We start from the raw sequence: 16582 nt of genomic DNA, 5'->3' as shown, positions 1-16582 counted from the left end.
GCACGCCCGGGGCACGGATGGGGGAGCGGCACCCGTCGGCCGCCCCGATCGGGAAGAATGGGCCCCACCCCATCCGACGCGCCGACAGGAGGACCCGTGGCAGCACCCGCCAGCGCGCCCCGCACCCGAGCGGCTGGACCGCAGCACGCCCGCGGCGCCGAGGAGCCGGCAGCGCCGGCTGCGAGCACCGCGCCCGAGCACGTCGGGGTCATCATCGACGGCAACCGCCGGTGGGCGCAGGGCCGCGGCCTCTCCACCGCCGATGGCCACCGGGAGGGCGCCCGCCGCATCAGCGATGTGCTGCGCTGGATGGACGAGCGCGGCATCGCCCTGGGCACCATCTGGATGCTGTCCACCGACAACGCGAACCGCCCCGCCGACGAGCTCCAGGCGCTGTTCGGGATCATCGCCGCGACCGTGGAGGACATCGCGGCCGACGGGTTCAGCATCCGCATCATCGGCGACCTCAGCCTGATCCCCGCCGCCTCCCGCCAGCGGATCGGCGCCGCGATCGACGGCGCAGACATCCGCCGGGACATGCAGGTGAACCTCGCGGTCGGGTACGGCGGCCGCCGCGAAATCGTCGACGCCGTGCGCACGTCGCTGCGCGATGCCGTCGCCGCCGGCGCCGACCCGATGGAGGCGATCGCGCGCCTGAGCGAACAGGACGTCGCCGACCACCTGTACACCGCCGGCCAGCCCGACCCGGACCTCATCATCCGCACTTCCGGTGAGGAGCGCCTGTCCGGGTTCCTGCTGTGGGAGTGCGTCCACACCGAGCTGGTGTTCACCCAGACGCTCTGGCCGGACTTCAGCGAGCAGGACCTGGATGCGGCCCTCGAGGAGTTCGCCGGCCGCGACCGCCGCTACGGAGCCTGAACCCGGCCCACCGCCCCGGTTAACCGGGGCCCAAGCCCCCATGAACTCTCATCGGCGCCCACCGGGACATGTCCGGGAGCCCCTTCGCGCCGACCTACGCTCAGGGCATGATCTATGTTCTGGACACCTCAGTCCTCCTCTCGGACCCAGGCGCACTGTACCGCTTCGCAGAGCACGAGATCGTGCTCCCGATCATTGTGATCACGGAGCTGGAGGCCAAGCGCCACCACCCCGACCTCGGGTTCTTCGCCCGCAAGGCGCTGCGCTCGCTGGACCGCCTCCGCGAGAAGCACGGGTCCCTCGCCACCGCCGTCCCCATCTCCGATGAGGGCGGAACCCTGCGCGTGGAGCTGAACCACCAGGACACCTCCAGCCTCCCGCCGGGCTTCCGCCTCGCCGACAACGACACCCGCATCCTCGCCGCCGCCAAGAACCTCCTCGACGAAGGGCACGAGGTCACCCTCGTCTCCAAGGACGTCCCGATGCGCATCAAGGCCAGCGCCTCCGGCCTGCGCGCCGAGGAGTACCGCGCGGAGCTCGCCCACGACGCCGGCTACACCGGCATCGAAGAGGTCCACATCAGCGACGACGACATGCAGGGCCTGTGGGCCGGCGAAACGATCGACCTGCCGGAGGACAAGCGGGACCTGCCGCTGCACACCGGTCTGAAGATCCACTCCGGTCGCGGCAACGCCCTCGGCCGGGTGGTCCACATGAACCAGATGCGGGTCATCCCCCCGGATCAGACCCTGTTCGGCGTCACCGGCCGCTCCGCGGAGCAGCGCATCGCGGTGGACCTGCTGCTGGATGACGCCGTCTCCATCGTGTCGCTCGGCGGCCGTGCCGGCACCGGCAAGAGCGCCCTCGCCCTCTGCGCCGGCCTCGAAGCCGTGATGGAGCGCCGCACCCAGCGCCGCATCATGGTGTTCCGCCCCCTGTTCCCGGTGGGCGGGCAGGAGCTCGGGTACCTCCCCGGCGACCAGGACGAGAAGATGGGGCCGTGGGCGCAGGCCGTGTTCGACACCCTCGGCTCGATGGTGTCCGACTCGATCGTGGATGAGGTCATCTCCCGCGGCATGCTCGAAGTGCTGCCGCTGACCCACATCCGCGGCCGCTCCCTCCACGACGCGTTCGTGATCGTGGACGAAGCGCAGTCGCTGGAGCGAGGCGTGCTGCTGTCGATGATGAGCCGTGTGGGTCAGAACTCCCGCGTGGTCCTCACCCACGACGTCGCCCAGCGCGACAACCTCAGGGTGGGCCGCTTCGATGGCATCGCATCGGTCGTGGAGGCGCTGAAGGGCGAGGAGCTGTTCGCACACGTGACGCTGCGACGCTCCGAGCGCTCCCCGGTGGCGGAGCTCGTCACCCGTGTCCTCGACCAGCCGGCTCCCTGATCGGAGCGCTCGAGCATGATCACGGTGGTGAGCCGCCGGCTGCGTGCACAGCAGCCGCACCTCGTCGCGATGATGAGATGCGGCTGCTCGGCTCGCCAGGTGCTGTGGTGGGCGCTCAGCCCTTGCGGTGGGTCCAGGTCTCGCCGTAGGTGACGGTCAGGGTGTGGCCCTCGCAGTGGGACACCAGCCACTCGTAGGCGGCCTCGGCGGAGTCCAGGCCGTCCTCGCCGCCGGAGGTGATCCTCGCCTCCAGGGCGGTGCCCGACGGGTGCTCCGTCCATTCCAGTGACGCTCCGCCGTCGAGGCCGTGACGGCCTGTGTCCGGGTGCTCCGGGTTCTGGGTGAGGGTGCGGAACCTCTGATCCATGCGGTCCGCAGCGTCGCTCAGCGCCTGCGAGTCGGTGCCGGCGGAGATGAGGACGTCGAGGGTGACCAGGAAGTCACCGTCGCCCCAGCGGGCGGTGGATCCGTCGGCGAACTCCATCTCCTCCACGGGGGTGTAGGGGGCGATGCCGGGCTGGGTGGGCTGCCGGTCGGCGACGGCGCCGAGGTGGGCGGTGTGGGACGGAGTGCTTGCGGTGGCCATGCGATGAGTCCTTCCAACGCGGTCCGCGCGGATCAGCGCGGTGGGCAGCGCCCTGCCGCCCAGGTCACGATTCTATGAACGTGCACGGTTCGGAGCCTCGCAGCACGGGTCCTTCGCGGCGGCGTACGGGGCTCCTCCGCTGCCGGGAACAGCGCAGCGGCCGCCGTCAGAATCCCTGCAGGCGGCCGCTGGTGGATTCGGCGCCGGGTGACCAGCGCTGGGCTATCAGGCCTTCGGCGCGGTCATCGACAGCACGTCCAGAGCATCATCGAGCTGCTCTTCGGTCAGCTCGCCGCGCTCCACGAAGCCGAGGTCGAGGGCGGCCTCGCGGACGCTGATGCGCTCCGCGACGGCGTGCTTTGCGATCTTCGCGGCGCTCTCGTAGCCGATCAGCTTGTTCAGCGGCGTCACGATCGACGGGCTGGCCTCCGCGTAGAAGCGGGCCTTCTCCTCGTTGGCGACGAGACCGTCCACGGTCTTGTCCGCGAGCACCCGCATCGCGTTGGAGAGCAGGCGGATCGACTCGAGCACGCAGGTGCCCATGAGGGGGATCTGCACGTTGAGCTCGAACACGCCCTGGCTGCCGCCCCAGGCGACGGCGGCGTCGTTGCCGACGACCTTCGCGCACACCATCATCATGGCCTCCGGCACCACCGGGTTCACCTTGCCGGGCATGATGGAGGAGCCGGGCTGCAGGTCCGGGATGGCGATCTCGCCGAGGCCGGTGTTCGGTCCGGAGCCCATCCAGCGCAGGTCAGTGTTGATCTTCGTCAGGGACACCGCGATGGTGCGCAGCGCACCGGACATCTCCACGAGGCCGTCGCGGGCGGACTGCGCTTCGAAGTGGTTGCGGGCCTCGGTCAGCGGCAGGTCGGTCTGGCCGCCGAGGTGCTTGATGACGGCCTGCGGGAAGCCGACCGGGGTGTTGATGCCGGTGCCGACGGCGGTGCCGCCCAGCGGCACCTCAGCGGTGCGCGGCAGAGCCGCTTCGACGCGCTCGATGCCGTAGCGCATCTGAGCGGCATAGCCGCCGAACTCCTGACCGAGGGTCACCGGGGTCGCATCCATCATGTGGGTGCGGCCGGCCTTCACCACGGACTTCCACTTCTCGGCCTTGTCCTCGAACGCGGTGGCGAGGTGGTCGAGCGCGGGCAGCAGGTTGCGCACCACGGACGCGGTGACGGCGACGTGCACGGACGTCGGGAAGACGTCGTTGGAGGACTGGGAGGCGTTGACGTGGTCGTTCGGGTGGACCTCCAGGCCGGACGCCTTCGAGGCGAGGGTCGCCAGCACCTCGTTCATGTTCATGTTCGAGGACGTGCCGGAGCCGGTCTGATAGACGTCGATCGGGAACTGGTCGTCGTGCTCACCGCTGATGACCTCATCGGCCGCGGCGACGATGGCGTCGGCGATCTGCTGGTCCACGGTGCCGAGCTCGGCGTTGGCGCGGGCCGCGGCCTTCTTCACCTCGGCGAGGGCGTGGATGTGGGCGGCTTCGAGCCCCTGGCCGGAGATCGGGAAGTTCTCCACGGCGCGCTGGGTCTGCGCGCGGTACAGGGCCGAAGCGGGCACCCGCACCTCGCCCATCGTGTCGTGCTCGATGCGGTAGTCAGTCTGGTCAGCCTGCGTCATTGCTCAACTTTCTTACTGGTGCTGGTGCCGGAGGGGCCGGCGAGCGACCCATCCAGCCTATCCCCGATCTCGTGCAGCCACGGCGGGTTCGCGCCGGTGCGGCTCACCGTCACCGACGCGAGTTGAGCGGCATGCCGGACAAGGGCCGTCACCTGCTCGGCGCCGAGGGCGGTGAGGCGCTCACGGGCGGCCTCGCCCGCCCCGTCGGCAGCGCCGCCGGCCGACGGAGTCAGCACACCGAGCCGCACCAGGCCGTCGATCAGGCCGGCGGAGAAGGTGTCGCCCGCCCCGATGGTGTCCGCGACGTCGGTGGGAGCACCGGGCACGTCGATGCGGCCGGCAGCGGTGAACGCGGTGGCTCCGTCGGCCCCGCGGGTGAGGACGGCCAGGAGCGCACCGCGCTGCAGGAACGCCGCACACGCGCGCTCCTCCTCGCCGGCGCCGTACAGCCACTGGAGATCCTCGTCGGACGCCTTGACCACGTCGGCGAGAGCGGCGTTCGCTTCGATGACGCCGCGGACATCGGCTGCTTCGCCCATGAGGGCGGGGCGGGCGTTGGGGTCGTAGGAGATCAGCGCGTGGGGGCGGAGGCGCTGGATCTGCTCGCGCACCACGGAAGCGCCCGGGGAGCGGGTGGCGGCGATGGAGGAGGTGTGCACCGCTGCGGGGGAGTCGGGGAGGCCGACGGGGTTCGGGGACCAGTCGAGGTCGAACTCGTATTCGGCGGCGCCGTCCTCTGCGATGTCGGCGCGGGCGGTGGAGGTGGCGCCCTCCTGCACGGATCCGGCTGTGAGCGTGACGCGCGAGTCGGCGAGGTGGGTGCGGATCCGCCTGCCGCGCTCATCGGTGCCGAGGTGGGTGAGCAGGTGCGAGTCGTGGCCGAGGCGCCCCAGCGCGACCGCCACGTTCATCGGAGAGCCGCCGGGGTGCTCCTCGGGGGGTTGGCCGGGGCGGTGGACGATGTCGGTGAGGGCCTCGCCGATGGTCAGGATCTGCACGGGGTGCTGGTCGGAAGAGGAATCAGTCATCACACCGGTGATTGTCTCACCGGCTCGGCGGTTCGTGGAGCGGGTCGCACGGAGTCGCCCACCGCCCGGTGGTGCTGTCACAATGTCAGCCATGTCCGACCCATCGCTTGATCAGGCGCCGCCGAAGAAGCGGGAACTGCCCACGAAGAAGAACACCTCCGTCAAGAACATGGCGTGGGCCATGGGCCTGAACCTCATCCTGGTGGCGATCATCGCCGTGGCCGTGGTGGGGCTGGGCCGTGACAATGAGCAGAAGCCGTCGGCCGGGTCCGTCACCACCGTGAACATCGCCGAGTCCGCCGGCCGCGCCCAGGAGACACTCCCGTTCCCCGTGGCGAAGCCCGAGATGGGGGAGGGGTGGCGGCCCATCAAAGCGCGGCAGGGCGGCTCCGGTGAGTCCGGCACGTGGACCGTGCAGCAGCGCTCAGCGAGCGGCGAACTGCTGACCTTCGTGCAGGGATCCGAATACGGGCCCGCGATCACCCAGCTGATGGGCGGGGAATACCGAGCCAGTGGTGAGGAGCAGCAGATCGGCGGCGCCGACTGCGAATGGTTCGACGGCGACGACAAGCGCATCGCCCTCGGCTGCGACACCGGCGACTCCGGTTTCGTGGTCTACGGGGGAACGAACCGGGAGGACACGGCCGCCTTCGCCGAGAAGGCGGCGAGAACCGCGCAGTGACGCGCCGAGGGCGCACTCTCAGACGTCGCGGGCGATCAGCTCATCCAGCGGAATCGGCGACAGCAGGTACGGCGCCACCTCCAGCACGGTGAACGCACCGACCTGGCCCGAGCGGTTCATACGGGCGGCGGCGCGGGCGTAGGCGACCTGCGCGGCCGCGGTGAAGTCCGGGTTGCGCTCCAGCTCCAGGGAGAACTCCACCGTGGACAGCGAACCGCCGAGGTCACCGGTGGTGATGACGCGGCCGCCGTGCGGCAGCCCCTGATGGTTCTTCTCGAACTCCTCGACGCTGACGAACTCGACCGTGGTCTCGTACGGCTCGAAGTAGTTCGGCATCGTCACGATCTGCTCGCGGATCCGCTCCTGCTCGGACTCCTCCGCCACCGCAACCACTTCGCGGCGGTGAGCGGTGTGCGCGGTGATGTCGGCGCCGTCACCGCGGCGGGCGGCCTGCAGGGCGTCGTCCGACGGGATCGTGTACTGCACGGCGCGCTGCACACCCGGCACCCGTCGGACCGCATCCGAGTGGCCCTGGGAGGCGCCGAGGCCCCAGAAGGTGTTCTGCTGCGCGCTGGGGAACAGGGCTTCGGCCATGGTGCGGTTCACGGAGAACAGGCCCGGGTCCCATCCGGTTCCGACCATCGCCGTGTGGCCGTTCGCACGGGCCGCGGCGTCCATGCGGGCGCGGTGGCCGGGGATGTCGGCGTGGTTGTCGTAGGTGTCCACGGTGGTGAACAGCTCCGCCCAGCCGGTGGCCTGCTCGGGGATGTCGGTGGCGGAGCCGAGGCAGAGCAGCACCACGTCGATGTCGTCGGCGTGCTGGGCCGCGGAATCGGCGGGGAACACGGGAGCGTCGGTGTCCAGGGAGCTGCGGCGGGAGAAGATGCCCACCAGGTCCATGTCGTCCTGGGCGCGGATGAGCTTCTCCGCGCTGCGTCCGAGGTTGCCGTAGCCCGCGATGGCGGCGCGGATCCGCTTCGTTTCAGTCATGGCACGACCCTATGCCCCAGCCGTACTCGCTCGCCAAAGGCGCCCGGTGGGAGTGAGACGCGCACCGTTGAGCGGGCCGCGCCCTGCCGCAGCGGCGACGCCGGCCGGACACGGCTGCCGGTCGGCACTGCTGCGGGTCAGTTCTGCTGGTCGGTGCTCTGCGCCTGCTGGCGCTGCACGGCGGCGTCGAGGCGCTCGCGGGCGCCGTCGAGCCACTGCTGGCAGCGCGTGGACAGCAGTTCGCCGCGCTCCCACAGTGCGATGGACTCCTCCAGCCCGCCCTGCCCGGATTCGAGGCGCTGGACGATGCCGACGAGTTCGTCGCGCGCCTGCTCGTAGCCGAGCGCGCGGATATCCTCCGGCAGCTCGGGGGACTGGGGGTCGTCGGGGGTGCTGGTGCTCATGCGGGGTCCTCCTCGGGTGAATCAGTGGGGCCGACGGGTGCCGTGCGGTCATCAGAGCCGGTGCTGACCGCACCGATGCGGCCCTCGGCCATGCGGATGGACAGGCGGGTGCCGTCGGGGGCGCTGACGGGGTCGGTGATGACGGTGCCATCGCTCAGCTGCACGGCCGCGTAGCCGCGCCGCATCGTCTCCAGCGGTGACAGGCTCCGCGCCTGCCGCCGCAGGTGCGTGATCTCGTCACCGGCGCGCTGCAGGCGCGCATGGATGATGGTGCGCACCATCGACATCTGGGAGCGCAGCTCATCGGATCGCGCACCGAGCATGGTGTGCGGCTGGGCGAACACGGGCCGGGAACGCAGCGCCTGCAGGTTCTGTGCGTCCCGGTCGATGCGGGCGCGCAGAGCGGACCTGAGGCGGGTGCGGGCCAGCTCCACGTGCTCGCGTTCGGCCATCATGTCCGGCACCGCGATCTTCGCGGCATCCGTCGGCGTGGACGCGCGCACATCCGCCACGAGGTCCAGCAGGGGAGTGTCCACTTCGTGGCCGATGGCGGAGATGATCGGCGTGGCGGCGCCGGCGGCGAGGCGCACGAGGGACTCGTCGGAGAATGGCAGCAGATCCTCCATGGAGCCGCCGCCGCGGGAGATGATGATGACCTCCACCTCGGGGCGCGCTTCGAGTTCGCGCAGTGCCGCGCTCACCTCGCTGACCGCTTTGGTGCCCTGGACGGCGACTTCGCGGATCTCGAATCGAACGGCGGGCCACCGCTTCTCCGCGTTGACCACCACGTCCCGTTCGGCGGCGGAGGCGCGCCCGCAGATCAGGCCGATGGTGTGCGGCAGGAACGGCAACGGCTTCTTCCGGCCCCGGTCGAACAGGCCCTCCGCCGCAAGGGTGCGCTTCAGCTTCTCCAGGCGGGCGAGCAGCTCACCGAGCCCGACGGGGCGGATATCGGACGCTTCCAACTGCAGGGTGCCGCGCTTGCTCCAGAAGGTGGGCTTGCACCGCACCACAACGGTCGCGCCCTGGGTCGGCTCCATCCCGGACTGCTGGAGGACGTTCTCCCGAACGGGGACGGTGAAGGAGGCGTCGGTGTCGGTGTCGCGCAGGGTCAGGAAGTGCAGGCCGGCTCCGCGGCGCATGTTCACCTGCACGAGTTCGCCGATCACCCACAGGGGCGACATGCGGTTGATGTAGTCGCGCACGTTGACACTGAGCAGCCGCACCGGCCACGGATTCTCCGGGGTGGTTTCGGCGGCGGTCGCGGCCAACTGCTGCGGGGGCTCAGTCATGGCCTCTACTCTGCCACGCCGCCCCGTGCTGCGCGGTGCTCCTCGAAGGAGCGTGGATCACTGCTCGTGTTGATGCCGTCGGCCCCGCAGGAAGCCGAAGCGGCGGCGCGGCTTCTCCTCGGTGAGGTGGCGGCCGAGCACGGCGTCACCGCGGCGGAACACGAACAGCATCGTGGCGCCCTCCTTCACGGGTTCCCCGAGCAGCTCGTGGCCCGCGGCGCGTGCGTCGTCGGGCACGTTGCGGTACGCCTGCGGGCAGTCGGTGGAGATTTCGATCGTCTCCCCGGGCCGCAGGCCGTGCAGTGCTTCGAGGGTGTGGATCACAGGGTAGGGGCAGGACTCGCCGCGCAGGTCCAGCGAGTAGTCCGCGGTGCGGAACGAGGAACTCATGCGGCGACCTCCTCTCTCTCTGCCGGGGCGGATCCCTCAGCGTTGAGACGGCTGAGGCGACTGGTGCGGCGCGGCGACATCGCCAGCCACCACAGCGCCAGCAGAACCAGTGAGATCACAAGGGCTCCCCACAGGCCGCCGAAGCTCGTCAGACTGACCGGGGGAGCGGAGGCGACCAGATGGCGGTGGATGCCCCAGTGGTCCCAGCCGTAGGCGAGGACGGTGGCGCCGATGACATTGCCGCCGAACGCCACCCACGCCACTGTCTGCCCTTCCATCGCGCGGTACATCATGCCGGTTTCGCACGCTCCGGCCATGACGATGCCGAGGCCGAACAGGGTGCCGCCGATGACGGTGCCCCACCCGGCGGGCTTGGTCAGCGGGTCCATTCCGGTCACCAGCAGAACCACGAAGGTGGTGATGACGGCGGTCGCCAGGCCGATCACGAGCGCGTCGGAGAGCTTGGTCTTCCGCGTGACCCAAAGGTCGCGGAACGCCGCGGTGAAGCAGATCTGACCCCGCTGAATGAGCGCGCCGAACACGGTGCCGAACACCACGGCGACGGCCAGCAGGGGCCGCTCGGTGAGCAGGTACAGCAGGCACGCTGCGGCCAGAGCCGCCACGATGACCGTGAACGCGGACAGGTGGCGGACCCGTCGGCGCCGGTTCTGCTCAGCGGTGAGGTGCTGGCGCGCGGACGCGGGGACAGGGCGAGTGGGGCCGCGCCACCAGCGCTGTCGGATCAGCTGAACACCCAACCAGGTGCCGATCGCGGTGGTGAGGGTGAACAGCCAGGCGTGCAGGGAGAACTGCGGAATGCCGGTGAACATGGCGGCGAGGTTGCAGCCGAAGGCGAGGCGGGCTCCGAACCCGGCGACGATGCCGCCGGCGAGTGCCTGGGGGAACCGGCGGCGCAGCGGCGGGGTCCGGACGCGGAAGTCGTCTGCCCAGAGTGCTGCGAGGAGGGACCCCGCGAGCATGGCGATGACGATCCAGCCGTCGGTGCGGTCCAGGGGGCCGCCCTCCAACGCGGTGACCTCCTGGTAGTAGGTCCACGAACCGGGGTCGGCGCCGAGGAGCTCAACGGCATGTCCGCCCAGGCGGGTGAACTCACCGGTCACGGCCCAGACGGTTCCGGTGATCGCGAAGTAGGCGGCGCTGAGTGCGCCGAGGGCGGCGAACACGGGGCCGGGCGGCAGGCCCACGCGGGCGCGCAGAACGGAGTCGTAGGAGCGGTGGGATGCTCGAGGAGGAGGCGATGATGTCACGGAGTCTCCGAAGCGGGCCGAGGGGACGAAGTCGATTGTAGACGGTCGGGAGGGGGCTGGGATCCGGCCCGGTGTGTCCGCGCTGGTGGGCCAGCTCGCTTCGGCTGGGGTTCCCACCTCGTGGTCCGTAGGATGGTGGGCGTGACTGATCAGCGTGTTCTTCTTGCAGAGCCCCGCGGGTATTGCGCGGGCGTTGACCGGGCCGTTGTGGCCGTCGAGCGGGCGCTCGAGCATTTCGACGAAACCGTGTACGTGCGCCACGAGATCGTCCACAACAAGTTCGTGGTGGACTCCCTGCGTGAGCGCGGCGCCGTGTTCGTCGAGGAGGTCGACGAGATCCCGGAGGGGTCCCTCGTCATCTTCTCCGCCCACGGCATCTCCCCGGCTGTGCGCGAAGCCGCCGAGGAGCGGGGCCTGCGCACGATCGACGCGACCTGCCCACTGGTGACGAAGGTGCACAAGGAAGCTGTCCGCTTCGCGAAGGCCGGCTACGACATCCTCCTTGTGGGCCACGCCGGTCACGAAGAGGTCGAGGGAACCGCTGGTGAGGCCCCTGATCACGTGCAGATCGTGGATTCGCGTGACGACCTCGACGCGATTCAGGTGCGCGACCCGGACAAGGTGGTGTGGCTGAGCCAGACCACCCTCAGCGTGGACGAGACGATGGAGACGGTGGAGCGGCTGCGTGAGCGCTTCCCGAACCTCCAGTCCCCGCCGTCGGACGACATCTGCTACGCCACCCAGAACCGCCAGGTCGCGGTGAAGAAGATCGCGCCCGACTCCGACCTCGTGCTCGTGGTCGGCTCCGCGAACTCCTCCAACTCCGTACGCCTGATGGAGGTCGCGAAGGAGAACGGTGCGAAGGACGCGCACCGCATCGACTTCATCAGCGAACTGAAGGACGAATGGTTCGAGGGCGTCACCACTGTGGGAGTCACCTCGGGGGCGTCCGTGCCGGAGGTGCTGGTGCAGGCGCTGCTGAAGGAGCTCGCCGAACGCGGCTACGGCACGGTGGAGCGTGTCCGCACCGCGCAGGAGGACCTGATGTTCTCCCTGCCGCGCGAGCTGCGCCAGGAGATGAAGGCGCAGGGAGCCGATGACCGTCGTGAGCGCCCGCAGCGGGACATGCGGGATGCGGCGGACCAGTCGCCGCTGTCCGGCCGGGGAGCTGCGCCGACGGGTGCCGACGCACAGTGAGCTGACCCCGCCCGTCGTGCACGCTGACCGCGGTTGAACGGGACGCAGACGAGAGAAGGACCCCACCGATCGGTGGGGTCCTTCGTTGTTGTCTGCTGAGCTCGGCGCGGGCGCTGAGACGAGTGGTCAGCAGCGGGCAGGGCTACGCGGCGGCCGGTGACGTCAGGATCGGTGCTAACTGAATAGTTTCCTCATTCGATTGTACGGCTCTGTTCGGACGATCGTCCCAATGAACCCAAGAGAGGTGAAAGCAGTCCTGGCCTGGGGTTTCGTGCGGAGAAGGGCTCTGGATGCGGAAGTGTTCCCGCCGGGGCGGTCTCACATATCGAGTCGGTGGCGCGAGTGGCGCAGAGACGCCTCCGCCGGGCGCCGAGCAGAGCGTTGACGACCGCGTCACGCCTCTGTAATCTACCTTCGGTTTGGTCAAGGACCTACTACGCGGTCAGGAGGAGCGCGCCGCTCCTGAATCGGGCTCGATCGAGGTGCGCTGAAGACACAGAAAGGGTTCACCGTGACCACTACCGGCCGACGGAATCTGTTGAAGGGCGCGACCTGGGCGGCCCCTGTCATCGCTGTCTCCACGATGGCTCCTGCCTACGCTGGCAGCCCTGTTCCCGGTACTGGGACGCTTGTGGCAGCCCCCTGGTCGAACACCTGGCGTGCAAGTAACCAGTACAAAGGAGCTGCTACCATCCTGCAGCCCTGGGTCATCTACCCCACGACACGGCCGTCCGGCACGGTGGCTGTCACCAACGAGACTCCTGCGTCACAGACCGCCAACCCGCTGACCAGGAAGGCCAGCGCATGGGATCCGATCTATCCGGATCAGAGCACGGGCAACTACAACGGCAACAAGGCCGAGGCGCCCGGTGCCGTGGGCAAGGGCGATGTCATCGAGATCTTCATCGAGAACATCGGCGGGAAGGACTCCTACGCGCCCCAGCCGCGCGTCGCTGGTCAGGAGCACACCACCTTCACTCATGACGGCACGCGCTACGGTCCTGACACCTACGGTGCAGCTTGGCCGGATGTTCTGCTGCGCGACTACCGGCCGAACAATCCGGATTCCTACTACGACTTCCTCAAGGCCAACGAATTCAGTGGTGCAGGCGTCAACACCGGCAAAGAGTCGTTCACGGGTGTCCCTTACACCACGGCGGATGGTCGCCACGGCTGGAAATGGGTCATCGAACTGACCAATCCCGTGGACAACGAACACGACGGGTCGGATGCGGTCACCTTCGACATCCGCTATCCGGAGCACCGCCCTGAGGGGTCATTCCCCAAACGAACCTACGCCCAGTACCGGACCACGGTGATATCGCCCTGGGGAACGGTGGTGTACACGTCCGCCTGATGGACCGAACGCGAAGGGCCCCGCAGGTAACGGACCTGCGGGGCCCTTCGTCGTGTGCGGGCTGCCGCGCCCGACAGCGGATCAGCAGCTGGGGGAGCGGAACGTGGTGGACGGCAGGGCGTCCTGGCAGAGCAGTTCGGCGTAGCGCTCGTCGCCGTCCACATGCACCTTCATGAAGGACAGCATGCGGCCCTGCAGGGCGGGGTCGTCCACATTGCCGGCCCAGTGGGTGCCGGTGAGGTGGTTGATGAGGTAGCGGTCCTTCGCGCCGGTGAGGGAGCCGTAGATCGGCAGGGTGTACTGCGCGTAGGGGGCGACGTTGTCGAGCATGCCGCCCACCACGAGGGTGGGTTCGTTGACGCGGGGGAAGCCGGTCTGCGCCCACGGGTGCACGGCGATGACGGCATCGAACTCGCGGGCCTGCGCGGCGTAGAGGACACCGCCGCCTCCCATGGAGTGGCCGATGAGCGCGGTGCGGTCCTTATCGACGATCTTCTGGATCGCGGGATGCTTGAGACCCGACTCCATGGCGCGCACGGCCATGGTGGCCCGCTGCTGCGGCTGTTCGAAGCCGGTGTAGGTGTTGGCCTGCAGCACGATGAAGCCGTGGGAGGCGAGGCGCTTGGCGGTGACTTCGTTCACCGAGCCCGGCTCGAGGAATCCGGGCATGGCGACGACCAGGCCGTACTTCTCACCGTCCTTCGGGTTCGCGGGGTAGAAGAGGGTGCCGCCGCCGAAGCCGGAGAACTCACCCGCCTTGAGCTTGGTGGAGGTGACCTCGTACGGGCCGTCCTTGGTGATGGATTCCTGGGTGGGGGCGTCGCCGTGTTCGGCCGCGTTCGCAGCGGTGGGGGTGAGGGCGGCCCCGGAGAACGCGAGGGCGCCGGCGGCGAGGACTGCGGCGGTTCGGGAGGTGATGGTGGTCAGGAGGGATGAGCGGGTCACGGGATTCTCCTTCGGGTCAGTGGCTTCCATGACGCTGAGTGAATGGTAAGTCAGTCGTGACGTGCGTCGAAGTGGGTTCGGAGAATCTGTCCGCCTGGTGGGAAATGCCAGTCTCGGGGGCGGTCAGTCTGTGCTCGGATCGTGCTTGCCGGAGTCGCCGGAATCGCCGGTGTCGCGAGGCAGTTCCCGGGCGCGTGAAGTGACGGGCCCCGGCTCGGCGAGGGGCTTGCCCATGGCGGCGAGCTCCTCAATCGAACGCGCGGTCGGCATGACCCTCGACTGGTAGGAGCCGACCACGTCGTTGAAGGTCTTCACCGTCCCATCGAGCGACCGCCCCAGCTTCGTGAAGTGCCGCCCCATGGTGGTGAGCCGTTTGTGGAGTTCCCTCGAGCGGGACAGCACCTCGAGGGCGTCCCGGTTCAGCGCATCAGTGCGCCATGTGTGCGCCACGGTCCGCAGCAGCGCCATCAGCGTGGCGGGGGAGGCGATCACCACATCGAGGGTGAACGCGCCGTCCAGCAGGCCCGGGTCTGCTTCGAGAGCAGCGGCGAGCACCCCATCGGAGGGAACGAACAGCACCACGAACTCCGGTGCGTCCCCGAGCCCCGCCCAGTACGACTTCGCACTCAGGGAGCTGACGTGCATGCGCAGTGCGCGGGCGTGTGCCTGCAGCTGGGCGGCGCGCTCCGACGGGTCCTGCGCGTCAACCGCGCGCAGGAACGAATCCATCGGCGCCTTCGCATCCACCACGATGGAGCGGCCCTGCGAGAGATGCACGACGAGGTCCGGGCGCTGCTCGCGGTCCCCGTCGGCCGACCTCCCCCTCGCCTGGGTGGAGAAGTCCGTGTGCTCCAGCATCCCGGCCGCTTCCACGATGCGCTGCAGCTGCACCTCACCCCATTGGCCGCGGGAGGAGGGGGCCTTGAGCGCTGAGGTGAGGGCCGCCGTGCCGTGGGTGAGGTCCGCGGTGGTCTGCGACAGGCGGCGGAGCTGCGCGGTGAGGTCACCCTCGGAGCGCGACCGGGCCGCCTCGGTGCGCGCCACCGACTGCTGCAGCTGCTCGAGGGACTGCCCGATCGGAGCGAGCGCAGCCGATGTGCGGGCGTGGTCGCGGGAGTAGCGCTCGTCGGTCAGCGCCAGCAGCTGCTGCGAGGACTCCTGGGCGGCCTTCGCAGCGATCGCGGCAACATCCACCTGTTCTTCGCCGGCGCGTGAGCGGGTGCGCGCGGACCAGAGGGAGCCCGCGATGATGCCGAGCAGGAAGGCCGCAATGCCGATGACGATGACGATCCACATGTCCATGGGACTAGACCACCACGGGGGTGCGACATTTAAAGTCTGCGACACCCCGCCCGTGAGATCGGCCCCGTTCCCCAGCGGCCGGCGGCGGGCTGAGCAGGCGGCGGATAGACTGGCGCGCGTGGCTCTTACTATTGGAATCGTTGGCCTGCCCAACGTCGGCAAATCGACCCTGTTCAACGCACTGACCCGCGCCGAGGTGCTGGCCGCGAACTACCCGTTCGCGACCATCGACCCGAACGTCGGCGTGGTGCCCCTGCCGGATGCGCGCCTCGGACGCCTCGCCGAGATCTTCGGTTCGCAGAAGATCCTGCCTGCGACCGTGTCCTTCGTGGACATCGCCGGCATCGTCAAGGGCGCCAGCGAAGGCGAAGGCCTGGGCAACAAGTTCCTCGCCAACATCCGCGAGGCCGACGCGATCTGCCAGGTCACCCGCGCCTTCTCCGACCCGAACGTGACCCGCGTGGACGGATCGAAGGACCCGCAGGGCGACCTGGAGACCATCTCCGCTGAGCTGATCCTCGCCGACCTGCAGTCCATCGAGAACGCCCTGCCGCGCCTGGAGAAGGACACCAAGCGCAAGGTCATCGAACCCGAGGTCCTGCCCGAGGTGATGAAGGCGAAGGAGCTGCTGGAGACCGGCGTGACCCTGTTTCAGGGCGCGAAGAAGGCCGGAATCGACATCTCGCTGCTGCGCGACCTGCAGCTGATGACCACCAAGCCGTTCATCTACGTGTTCAACACCGACGAAGAGGGCCTCGCTGACGCCGCCATGCAGCAGGAGCTGCGGGAGCTCGTGGCGCCGGCCGAAGCGATCTTCCTGGACGCGAAGTTCGAATCCGAGCTCATCGAGCTGGACGAGGCGGAGGCGAAGGAGATGCTGGAGTCCACCGGCCAGGAGGAGTCCGGGCTGGATCAGCTGGCGCGCGTCGGCTACGACACCCTCAACCTGCAGTCCTACCTCACCGCCGGCCCGAAGGAAGCGCGCGCGTGGACCATTCGCAAGGGCTGGACCGCTCCGCAGGCAGCCGGTGTCATCCACACCGACTTCGAACGCGGGTTCATCAAGGCCGAGATCGTCTCCTTCGACCAGCTCGATGAGGCCGGCTCGATGAACGAGGCCAAGGCCAAGGGCTGGGTCCGCATGGAGGGCAAGGACTACGTCATGGCCGACGGCGACGTGGTGGAGTTCCGGCACGGAGGAACATCTGGAACGGGCGGTAAGAAGTAAGCCTGCAG

General features: G+C 69.2%; 16 protein-coding genes. 6 read left to right on the top strand and 10 right to left on the bottom strand.

Annotation, left to right across the window (positions count from 1 at the left end):
• Positions 1–96 precede the first annotated feature (96 nt).
• Both uppS and phoH2 read left to right on the top strand, forming a co-directional pair.
• On the top strand, positions 97–879 hold the full coding sequence (uppS, locus tag FHX50_RS05725) for a polyprenyl diphosphate synthase (protein ID WP_259923591.1): 783 nt from the start codon (positions 97–99) through the stop codon (positions 877–879).
• 68 nt (positions 880–947) lie between these two features.
• The gene (phoH2, locus tag FHX50_RS05720; protein ID WP_183375483.1) at positions 948–2273 is read left to right on the top strand and encodes an RNA 5'-3' helicase PhoH2; all 1326 of its coding nucleotides are present in this window, start codon (positions 948–950) and stop codon (positions 2271–2273) included.
• Positions 2274–2388: 115 nt separating this feature from the next.
• Here phoH2 and FHX50_RS05715 read toward each other — a convergent pair whose 3' ends face one another.
• The 3 genes from FHX50_RS05715 to FHX50_RS05705 all read right to left on the bottom strand — a co-directional run bounded on the left by FHX50_RS05715 (position 2389) and on the right by FHX50_RS05705 (position 5519).
• A complete protein-coding gene (locus tag FHX50_RS05715) occupies positions 2389–2859 on the bottom strand; it encodes a hypothetical protein (RefSeq protein WP_183375481.1) in 471 nt (156 codons plus the stop codon).
• A 225-nt stretch (positions 2860–3084) separates the two neighbouring features.
• Entirely contained in the window at positions 3085–4491 is a 1407-nt protein-coding gene (locus FHX50_RS05710) for a class II fumarate hydratase (RefSeq protein WP_183375479.1), read from the bottom strand.
• Positions 4488–5519 (bottom strand): carbohydrate kinase family protein, encoded by a 1032-nt coding sequence (locus tag FHX50_RS05705; protein ID WP_183375477.1) that lies wholly within the window; start codon positions 5517–5519, stop codon positions 4488–4490. The genes FHX50_RS05710 and FHX50_RS05705 overlap by 4 nt, the downstream gene beginning before the upstream one ends.
• A gap of 91 nt (positions 5520–5610) precedes the next feature.
• Here FHX50_RS05705 and FHX50_RS05700 point away from each other — a divergent pair, with 91 nt between their 5' ends.
• The gene (locus tag FHX50_RS05700) at positions 5611–6201 is read left to right on the top strand and encodes a DUF4245 family protein (protein WP_183375475.1); all 591 of its coding nucleotides are present in this window, start codon (positions 5611–5613) and stop codon (positions 6199–6201) included.
• A gap of 18 nt (positions 6202–6219) precedes the next feature.
• Here FHX50_RS05700 and FHX50_RS05695 read toward each other — a convergent pair whose 3' ends face one another.
• The 5 genes from FHX50_RS05695 to yedE all read right to left on the bottom strand — a co-directional run bounded on the left by FHX50_RS05695 (position 6220) and on the right by yedE (position 10545).
• Positions 6220–7191 carry a diaminopimelate dehydrogenase gene (locus FHX50_RS05695; RefSeq protein ID WP_183375473.1) on the bottom strand — a complete coding sequence of 324 codons (972 nt, stop codon included), beginning with the start codon at positions 7189–7191 and terminating at the stop codon, positions 6220–6222.
• Positions 7192–7328: 137 nt separating this feature from the next.
• A complete protein-coding gene (locus FHX50_RS05690; protein ID WP_183375471.1) occupies positions 7329–7595 on the bottom strand; it encodes an exodeoxyribonuclease VII small subunit in 267 nt (88 codons plus the stop codon).
• A complete protein-coding gene (gene xseA, locus FHX50_RS05685; protein ID WP_183375469.1) occupies positions 7592–8887 on the bottom strand; it encodes an exodeoxyribonuclease VII large subunit in 1296 nt (431 codons plus the stop codon). Before xseA ends, FHX50_RS05690 begins: the two co-directional genes overlap by 4 nt.
• 57 nt (positions 8888–8944) lie before the next feature.
• Positions 8945–9277 (bottom strand): sulfurtransferase-like selenium metabolism protein YedF, encoded by a 333-nt coding sequence (gene yedF / locus FHX50_RS05680; RefSeq protein ID WP_183375467.1) that lies wholly within the window; start codon positions 9275–9277, stop codon positions 8945–8947.
• Positions 9274–10545 carry a selenium metabolism membrane protein YedE/FdhT gene (gene yedE / locus FHX50_RS05675; RefSeq protein WP_183375465.1) on the bottom strand — a complete coding sequence of 424 codons (1272 nt, stop codon included), beginning with the start codon at positions 10543–10545 and terminating at the stop codon, positions 9274–9276. The genes yedF and yedE overlap by 4 nt, the downstream gene beginning before the upstream one ends.
• Positions 10546–10677: 132 nt before the next feature.
• Between yedE and FHX50_RS05670 the strand changes: the two genes are divergently transcribed.
• Entirely contained in the window at positions 10678–11742 is a 1065-nt protein-coding gene (locus FHX50_RS05670; protein ID WP_183375463.1) for a 4-hydroxy-3-methylbut-2-enyl diphosphate reductase, read from the top strand.
• 511 nt (positions 11743–12253) lie between these two features.
• Positions 12254–13099 carry a hypothetical protein gene (locus FHX50_RS05665; protein WP_183375461.1) on the top strand — a complete coding sequence of 282 codons (846 nt, stop codon included), beginning with the start codon at positions 12254–12256 and terminating at the stop codon, positions 13097–13099.
• An 81-nt stretch (positions 13100–13180) separates the two neighbouring features.
• Here FHX50_RS05665 and FHX50_RS05660 read toward each other — a convergent pair whose 3' ends face one another.
• Both FHX50_RS05660 and FHX50_RS05655 read right to left on the bottom strand, forming a co-directional pair.
• Positions 13181–14044 (bottom strand): poly(ethylene terephthalate) hydrolase family protein, encoded by an 864-nt coding sequence (locus FHX50_RS05660; RefSeq protein WP_183375459.1) that lies wholly within the window; start codon positions 14042–14044, stop codon positions 13181–13183.
• A gap of 123 nt (positions 14045–14167) precedes the next feature.
• Entirely contained in the window at positions 14168–15346 is a 1179-nt protein-coding gene (locus tag FHX50_RS05655; RefSeq protein ID WP_246370821.1) for a DNA recombination protein RmuC, read from the bottom strand.
• Positions 15347–15464: 118 nt separating this feature from the next.
• On the opposite strand from FHX50_RS05655, the gene ychF reads away from it, so the two are divergent.
• The gene (ychF, locus tag FHX50_RS05650) at positions 15465–16574 is read left to right on the top strand and encodes a redox-regulated ATPase YchF (protein WP_183375457.1); all 1110 of its coding nucleotides are present in this window, start codon (positions 15465–15467) and stop codon (positions 16572–16574) included.
• The last annotated feature ends 8 nt before the right edge of the window (positions 16575–16582 follow it).

Source organism: Helcobacillus massiliensis (genome assembly GCF_014191425.1).
Classification (GTDB): domain Bacteria; phylum Actinomycetota; class Actinomycetes; order Actinomycetales; family Dermabacteraceae; genus Helcobacillus; species Helcobacillus massiliensis.
The sequence above is the reverse complement of the archived record's forward strand: the minus strand, read 5'-3'. Positions and strand labels throughout refer to the sequence as shown.

Coding starts and splice junctions, on each gene's coding strand:
- phoH2 (WP_183375483.1), top strand. CDS start 948: ATGTCCGGGAGCCCCTTCGCGCCGACCTACGCTCAGGGCATGATCTAT.
- FHX50_RS05715 (WP_183375481.1), bottom strand. CDS start 2,859: ATGGCCACCGCAAGCACTCCGTCCCACACCGCCCACCTCGGCGCCGTC.
- FHX50_RS05710 (WP_183375479.1), bottom strand. CDS start 4,491: ATGACGCAGGCTGACCAGACTGACTACCGCATCGAGCACGACACGATG.
- FHX50_RS05705 (WP_183375477.1), bottom strand. CDS start 5,519: ATGACTGATTCCTCTTCCGACCAGCACCCCGTGCAGATCCTGACCATC.
- FHX50_RS05700 (WP_183375475.1), top strand. CDS start 5,611: ATGTCCGACCCATCGCTTGATCAGGCGCCGCCGAAGAAGCGGGAACTG.
- FHX50_RS05695 (WP_183375473.1), bottom strand. CDS start 7,191: ATGACTGAAACGAAGCGGATCCGCGCCGCCATCGCGGGCTACGGCAAC.
- FHX50_RS05690 (WP_183375471.1), bottom strand. CDS start 7,595: ATGAGCACCAGCACCCCCGACGACCCCCAGTCCCCCGAGCTGCCGGAG.
- xseA (WP_183375469.1), bottom strand. CDS start 8,887: ATGACTGAGCCCCCGCAGCAGTTGGCCGCGACCGCCGCCGAAACCACC.
- yedF (WP_183375467.1), bottom strand. CDS start 9,277: ATGAGTTCCTCGTTCCGCACCGCGGACTACTCGCTGGACCTGCGCGGC.
- FHX50_RS05670 (WP_183375463.1), top strand. CDS start 10,678: ATGGTGGGCGTGACTGATCAGCGTGTTCTTCTTGCAGAGCCCCGCGGG.
- FHX50_RS05655 (WP_246370821.1), bottom strand. CDS start 15,346: ATGGACATGTGGATCGTCATCGTCATCGGCATTGCGGCCTTCCTGCTC.